This window comes from Shewanella sp. SG41-3, assembly GCF_014164545.1.
Classification (GTDB): Bacteria; Pseudomonadota; Gammaproteobacteria; order Enterobacterales; family Shewanellaceae; genus Shewanella; species Shewanella vesiculosa.
On record NZ_JACJFJ010000001.1, the window covers coordinates 580328 to 587066 of the forward strand.

Sequence of the window (6739 nt, forward strand, 5' to 3'; positions counted from 1 at the left end):
CAGTTACAATAGCGCAGAACAATTTTTAAGGAGTGTGTTTTGGATAAGATCTTTGTAGATGAAGCTGTCACTGAGTTAAGTACCATCGCTGATATGTTACGTTGGGCTGTTAGCCGTTTTAATGATGCCAATATTTATTATGGCCACGGAACGGATAATGCTTGGGATGAAGCGATTGCATTGGTTTTTCATGCTCTACACTTACCTGAAGAAATCGGCCAGCAAGTTATTTTAAGTAATTTAACCAGTAGCGAAAAACACAAAATCGTTGAGTTGATCATTCGTCGAGTTCGTGAGCGCTTACCTGTACCGTATTTAACCAATAAAGCCAATTTTGCCGGGCTTGAATTTTATGTTGATGAACGCGTGCTTGTACCGCGTTCACCGATTGCTGAAATGATTAATAATCAATTTAGCCCTTGGTTGTACAACAAGCCAGTTAATCGCATTATGGATTTGTGTACTGGCAGTGCTTGTATTGCCATTGCTTGTGCTTATGCATTTGAAGATGCAGAAGTGGACGCATTAGATATTAGTGAAGATGCGCTTGAAGTTGCTCAGATTAATATTGAATCATTGGGCGTGTTAGATCGTGTTTTCCCTATGCAATCTGATTTATTCTCGGCTATTTCTAAAGGCCCACATTACGACTTAATTGTTTCTAACCCGCCATATGTAGATGCCCAAGATATTGGTGACATGCCAGAAGAGTATCATCACGAACCTGCGATTGGATTAGCGTCTGGTAATGATGGCTTAGATTTAACCAAGCGTATCTTAGCTAATGCAGCAGATTATCTTACCGAAACCGGTTTACTGGTCGTTGAAGTAGGTAATTCAATGGTGCATTTGATTGAGCAGTATCCGGATATGCCGTTTACTTGGGTTGATTTTGAATTTGGCGGTGATGGTGTGTTTGTATTGACCCGTGATCAGCTAGTTGAAAATGAATCACTTTTCGCCATCTATAAAGATAGTGAATAATAGGCAGGTACAGCAAACGCATTACTGTAAATTTAAATAGAGGTAGTTAACGCTCATGTCAGGAAATAGTATCGGTCAAAATTTTGTGGTGACAACTTTTGGTGAAAGCCATGGTGTCGCGTTAGGTTGTATTATTGACGGCTGTCCGCCAGGACTTGAGTTAGCAGTTGAAGATATGCAGCATGATTTAGATCGCCGTCGTCCTGGCACGTCTCGCTATACTACTGCTCGTCGGGAAGCTGATGAAGTGAGAATTTTGTCAGGTGTCTTTGAAGGCAAAACCACTGGCACCTCTATTGGTTTATTGATTGAAAATACCGATCAACGCAGCCAAGATTACTCCGATATTAAAGACACCTTCCGTCCCGGTCATGCTGATTATACTTATCAGCAAAAGTACGGCATGCGTGATTACCGTGGCGGTGGCCGTTCGTCTGCGCGTGAAACGGCAATGCGTGTTGCCGCGGGTGCCGTAGCTAAAAAATATCTCAAGCAAGTTCATGGCATTGAAATTTATGGCTACCTTGCTCAATTAGGACCTATTTGTGCTGAAACTATCGATTTAGCTCAAATTGAACAAAATGCATTTTTCTTTCCTGATGCCGCTAAATTAGAATCATTAGATGAGTATATGCGTGGCTTGCGCAAATCCGGCGACTCAATTGGTGCCAAAGTTACCGTTGTCGCGACTGGTGTACCAGTGGGTTTAGGCGAGCCAGTATTTGACCGTCTCGATGCCGACATTGCCCATGCATTGATGGGCATTAATGCGGTTAAAGGTGTTGAAATTGGTGATGGCTTCGGGGTTGTTACTCAAAAAGGTTCCGAAGGTCGCGACTTAATGTCTCCACAAGGTTTTGCCTCTAATCATGCTGGTGGCGTTTTGGGTGGAATTTCATCTGGTCAGCCAGTCGTTGCCCATATTGCGTTAAAACCCACCTCAAGCATTAGCGTGCCAGGCCAAAGCATTACAGTGCAGGGCGAGAGTATTGAGATGATCACCAAAGGTCGCCATGATCCTTGTGTGGGCATTCGTGCAGTTCCTATTGCTGAAGCGATGCTAGCCATTGTTTTAATGGATCATTTATTAAGACATCGTGCTCAAAACCATGATGTAACCAGTCAAACGCCAGTTATCGGAATGCGCTAATGTCCTCAGTTAAGCGCGCCGAGCCAGATTTACGCTGGCTCGGCGCTTGTTATTTTTTCTTTTTTTCCATTCTCGGCATTATGGTTCCCTATTTGGGCGTTTTCTTTGATAGTCGAGGATTCAATGCCCAAGAGATTGGTTTTCTCTTGGCAATACTGATGGCGACTCGAATTGTTGCGCCTAATGTGTGGGCTGCTGTGGCTGATCGCACCGGTATGCGCTCAGAACTGATTAAGCTCGGCTCCTTTGCCGCCGCGATTACTTACACCAGTTTTTTCTTTGATGGTAGCTTCATATATCTCGCGGTCAGTCTGGCTATTTACACCTTCTTTTGGAATTCGATTCTTGCTCAATTAGAAGTCATTACCTTAGAAACCTTAGGTGATAAAGCAGAGCGTTATGGGGCTATTCGCAGTTGGGGCAGTGTGGGATATATCGTGCTGGTGATCAGTGGTGGCCTGGCAATTGATCACTGGGGGCCAGAAGTATTGCCTTATATGGGGATGATATTATTTTTAGGTTTATTTGCTTGCTCGCTCCCATTACCCGCTAATCGCAGTGTGGTGGTCAATAAATCTGAACGGCCCAAGCTGACATTTGATGCATCATTAGTGTGGTTTATGTTATCGGCAATGTTATTGCAGATGAGTGTTGGGCCATTTTATGGCTTCTTTGTATTGTATTTAAAACAGGTCGGCTACTCTGAAACGATTGCTGGAATACTGGTTGCTTTAGGCGTTTTAGCTGAAATTGTGATCTTTTTCTATTCATCGCGTCTTATCCGCCAATATGGTATTCGAGTGTTACTGGTGGTGAGTCTCTTACTGACTTCGGTTCGCTGGTTACTGTTAGCGTTTGGCGTTGAACATGTTTCATTATTAATCGTCAGCCAATTATTACATGCATTTACCTTTGGCTTAGTGCATGCAGCATCAATTCATTTTATTCATCGGCATTTTAATGTCAGTCACCGCAGCACTGGGCAGGCATTATATGCCAGTGTTAGTTTTGGGGTGGGCGGTGCACTAGGTACATGGATAAGCGGCATGATTTGGGGCGATGGTAGTCAAACCATGTGGGTATGGGTATTTGCTGCAAGCTGTGCATTGCTATCAATGTTTGCAGTACTGATGATCCCTAACATCAATGGTGAAGCAGCTACAAATACAACCACTGCTCAAGGTTAATTAAAACAGTATTGTCGTTATAGCAAGGAGTTGATGTGAAACGTTTTCGCTTAGGAATTATCATTAATCCACTCGCTGGTTTAGGCGGGAGTGTCGGCTTAAAAGGCTCTGATGGTGTAGCTAATGAAGCCTTAGCTAAAGGCGCCATACCTAAAGCACAACAACGTATGCAACAGGCTTTGGATGTCATTTTACCGTTTGCTGAACAAATCGATATTATTACCGCATCTGGTGACATGGGCGGGTTGTTATGTCGCCAAATGGGCTTTAGCACTCAAGAGGTGTATCGCGCTATTGAGACTCGCTCTGCTGAAAAAACATCTGCGCTAGATACACAGCAAGCGGTTAAATGCTTACTTGAGCATCAATTAGATTTGCTGTTATTTGCCGGTGGTGATGGTACTGCTCGTGATATTTACGCTGTTGTTGATGATTCTTTCCCTGTACTGGGCGTTCCCGCTGGAGTGAAAATTCATTCTGGAGTGTATGGCATTACTCCGCATGCATCGGGTGTAGTGGTCCGTATGCTATTAAACGGTGAGTTAGTCAGTTTGATGTCAGCCGATGTTATGGATATCGATGAAGTTGCGTTTAGGCAAGGCATTGTAAAAGCGAGACGATTCGGTGAGATGACGGTTCCTGCAGAGCCGCGTTACATACAAGCCGTTAAAATGGGCGGAAAAGAAGTCGATGAATTAGTGCTGGCCGACATTGCCGCTGACATAATTGAATCCATGGACGATGAACTTTATATTATGGGGTCTGGCAGCACTGTTGCCGCCGTAATGGAAGATTTAGGCTTAGCTAATACCTTGCTCGGTGTTGATGTTATTCAACATAAACAGATTATGGCTCAGGATGTAACGGCGCAGCAACTGCTCACGTTCATTGCGGATAAAAAAACGTATCCCAGCGTAAAACTGGTGATCACTTTAATCGGCGGGCAAGGGCATATTTTAGGTCGAGGTAATCAGCAGTTGTCACCTGATCTCATCAGACAAATAGAAAAAGACAATATTTTAATCTTAGCGACAAAAACTAAGTTAAAAGCACTTGAAGGCAGGCCACTTATTGTGGATAGTGGCGACCCTGAATTAGATAAAGCACTCACTGGCTATTACAAAATAGTCACGGGTTACCATGATTACGTGATGTATCAAGTAGCCAACCCAGATTTAGTGGAGAACTAGAACATGTTAGAACAGTACGATGCAGCATTAGAGTCCTGGATTGAAGACAGTGTTAGCCACAGCGACGATGATGCATTGTTTGCTTGTGGTTATTTACAAGGCCATGTCGCCGTTGTGTTAGCCGAATTAGAAATAGAGGCTGAACAAGATTTAGCAGCACTGGACCAAAAATTAGTTAAGTGCCTTGCCTTGGCAAATGAAGAATTAGATGAACATGATTTTTCGTTAGTGGAAGCTGCGTGGCAGCAATTACGTCAACGTATTGTTGCTCAAGCAGCATAACTGGAATAGATAAACAGCTTTTATGGTAAATCCTTCTTCGCAAGTGACTATTGGTTTAGTCAATCCTAAGACTCCGGTTAATGTTGGCGGTATTATGCGTGCAGCAGGCTGTTACGGTGTTGGTAATGTTTGCTATACCGGAAAACGCTACGAATTAGCAGCGAAGTCAGGAGATGCTCAATACGATGTCGACACTAAAGATGCAGCCAAACGGATTCCTCTAGTGGGTGTCGAATCACTACTTGATAGCGTGCCAGAAGGGGCGACGATAGTCTGTGTTGATCTGGTAGTAGGTGCTACGCCGCTGCCTTTATTTATTCATCCCGACAATGCGTTTTATATATTTGGCCCAGAAGATGGCACTATTCCACAGCAATTAATTGATGCTGCTGAGAATGTTGTTTACGTCCCCACAGTGGGCTGTATGAATTTAGCGGCTTCAGTGAATGTGTTGCTTTATGACCGATTAGCAAAAACGACTCAAGTTAGAGCCGATGATGAATTAATTAAGCAAAGCCGGGACAATAATAATCGCACCAGAGTAAAACATTGGTTGAAGTAATTTATTTAAATCAATATTTTAGATTGTAAAAATGCCGAATGAGAGATCTTTCGGCATTTTTATTATCACTGTAGCACTAGAGTAGAGATATGTTAAATAGTCGCTAGCTCTGGTACTTGAGTATTGCTTAGGTGCTGCTTCATGTTAGATTTAACGTTAGTGATATCCATATAATCTATGTTAATAAAAGCTTGATGAATTGGCTTATTTGGCAGATATGGTCGCCATAGTGATTATTGATAATGACCATTGATAGTAATTTTGATATAAACCTAAAGTCATCATTATTCATTTGATGCCTCGGAACCAATCAATATTTTTCAATCAAGCCTGATTAGGCATACGCATTAGGCAGCAATATTTGGAGTATGTCATGTCGCTATTAAACAATCTGGCTCAGTGGCTACCATTTGGAAAAGTACCTGAAATGGACGCCCAAGCGGTGTTTAAGCGACTTCAGAAAAATAGCATTCAAATAGTAGATGTTCGATCAAAAATGGAATGGGACAAGTCGCATATAGAAGGTTCGCTAAACCTGCCCATTACATCGCTTTCCATTAACACGATAAAACAGCTGCAATTATCACAAGAGATAACCACTGTCGTTATATGTCTCTCTGCCCATCGAAGCATTCCTGGAGTTAGAAAGCTTAAACAGTTTGGGTTTACTGATGTGTATCAACTTGAAGGTGGAATGCTCAGCTGGTGGAAATTCGCGTTGCCAATATCGAAATAACATCAGAAAAAAGACGTTAACAATGACGTTAATATTTCTGCATGGTTGAGGATGTACCGTGTTGTTTGGGAGTATCAACAGCAGTTTTTTGATAACGCTGTAACTATAGGAAGTTTACTAATAGAAAATGGTTGCGGAGTAGGACTTGATAAAAAACTACCACCTTCGACTCTTTATTTATAAAAAGCTGAGTCCAACAAACAAGTGATTGATTTTACGATGAGGTTTTAGGTAAATATAGGAAGTTTACCATTAGAAAATGGTTGCGGGAGTAGGACTTGATAAAAAGCTACGACCTTCGACTCTTTATTTATAAAAAGCTGAGCCCGACAAAAAAGTGATTGATTTTACGATGAGGTATTAGATGAATATAGAAAGTTTACTAATAGAAAATGGTTGCGGGAGTAGGACTTGATAAAAAGCTACGACCTTCGACTCTTCATTTATAAAAAGCTGAGCCCAACAAACAAGTGATTGATTTTACGATGAGGTGTTAGGTAAATATAGGAAGTTTACTAATAGAAAATGGTTGCGGGAGTAGGACTTGAACCTACGACCTTCGGGTTATGAGCCCGACGAGCTACCAACTGCTCCATCCCGCGTCCGATAAAACGCTATCAATTGTTTTTATTCTATTGATTAAAGAAA

Annotated in this window: 7 protein-coding genes and 1 tRNA gene; 7 read left to right on the forward strand and 1 reads right to left on the reverse strand. The window is 42.1% G+C overall.

The genetic code is table 11. The features are described 5' to 3' along the window. Nucleotides 1-39: 39 nt before the first annotated feature. From prmB to H5164_RS02565, 7 genes are all read left to right on the forward strand, one after another. On the forward strand, nucleotides 40-984 hold the full coding sequence (gene prmB / locus H5164_RS02535) for a 50S ribosomal protein L3 N(5)-glutamine methyltransferase (RefSeq protein ID WP_124016324.1): 945 nt from the start codon (nucleotides 40-42) through the stop codon (nucleotides 982-984). A gap of 55 nt (nucleotides 985-1039) precedes the next feature. Further along, nucleotides 1040-2134: a chorismate synthase gene (gene aroC / locus H5164_RS02540; RefSeq protein ID WP_182754617.1), complete on the forward strand. Its 1095-nt coding sequence runs from the start codon at nucleotides 1040-1042 to the stop codon at nucleotides 2132-2134. Further along, on the forward strand, nucleotides 2134-3321 hold the full coding sequence (locus H5164_RS02545) for an MFS transporter (protein ID WP_124016326.1): 1188 nt from the start codon (nucleotides 2134-2136) through the stop codon (nucleotides 3319-3321). Before aroC ends, H5164_RS02545 begins: the two co-directional genes overlap by 1 nt. A gap of 35 nt (nucleotides 3322-3356) precedes the next feature. Next, nucleotides 3357-4511, forward strand: a complete 1155-nt coding sequence (locus H5164_RS02550; RefSeq protein WP_124016327.1) for an ATP-NAD kinase family protein — start codon at nucleotides 3357-3359, stop codon at nucleotides 4509-4511. A gap of 3 nt (nucleotides 4512-4514) precedes the next feature. Further along, complete coding sequence (locus H5164_RS02555) at nucleotides 4515-4793, forward strand: YfcL family protein (RefSeq protein WP_124016328.1); 279 nt, start codon at nucleotides 4515-4517, stop codon at nucleotides 4791-4793. Nucleotides 4794-4815: 22 nt separating this feature from the next. Then, a complete protein-coding gene (locus H5164_RS02560; RefSeq protein ID WP_182754619.1) occupies nucleotides 4816-5355 on the forward strand; it encodes an RNA methyltransferase in 540 nt (179 codons plus the stop codon). Nucleotides 5356-5728: 373 nt separating this feature from the next. After that, nucleotides 5729-6091 (forward strand): rhodanese-like domain-containing protein, encoded by a 363-nt coding sequence (locus H5164_RS02565; RefSeq protein ID WP_182754621.1) that lies wholly within the window; start codon nucleotides 5729-5731, stop codon nucleotides 6089-6091. Between the two features lie 526 nt (nucleotides 6092-6617). Here H5164_RS02565 and H5164_RS02570 read toward each other — a convergent pair. Then, nucleotides 6618-6693, reverse strand: a tRNA-Met gene (locus tag H5164_RS02570). Nucleotides 6694-6739: the final 46 nt, after the last annotated feature.

What these genes read in the sequence shown, in the direction of transcription:
- H5164_RS02565 (WP_182754621.1), top strand. Translation starts at nt 5,729, where the DNA reads ATGTCGCTATTAAACAATCTGGCTCAGTGGCTACCATTTGGAAAAGTA.
- H5164_RS02560 (WP_182754619.1), top strand. Translation starts at nt 4,816, where the DNA reads ATGGTAAATCCTTCTTCGCAAGTGACTATTGGTTTAGTCAATCCTAAG.
- aroC (WP_182754617.1), top strand. Translation starts at nt 1,040, where the DNA reads ATGTCAGGAAATAGTATCGGTCAAAATTTTGTGGTGACAACTTTTGGT.
- H5164_RS02545 (WP_124016326.1), top strand. Translation starts at nt 2,134, where the DNA reads ATGTCCTCAGTTAAGCGCGCCGAGCCAGATTTACGCTGGCTCGGCGCT.
- H5164_RS02555 (WP_124016328.1), top strand. Translation starts at nt 4,515, where the DNA reads ATGTTAGAACAGTACGATGCAGCATTAGAGTCCTGGATTGAAGACAGT.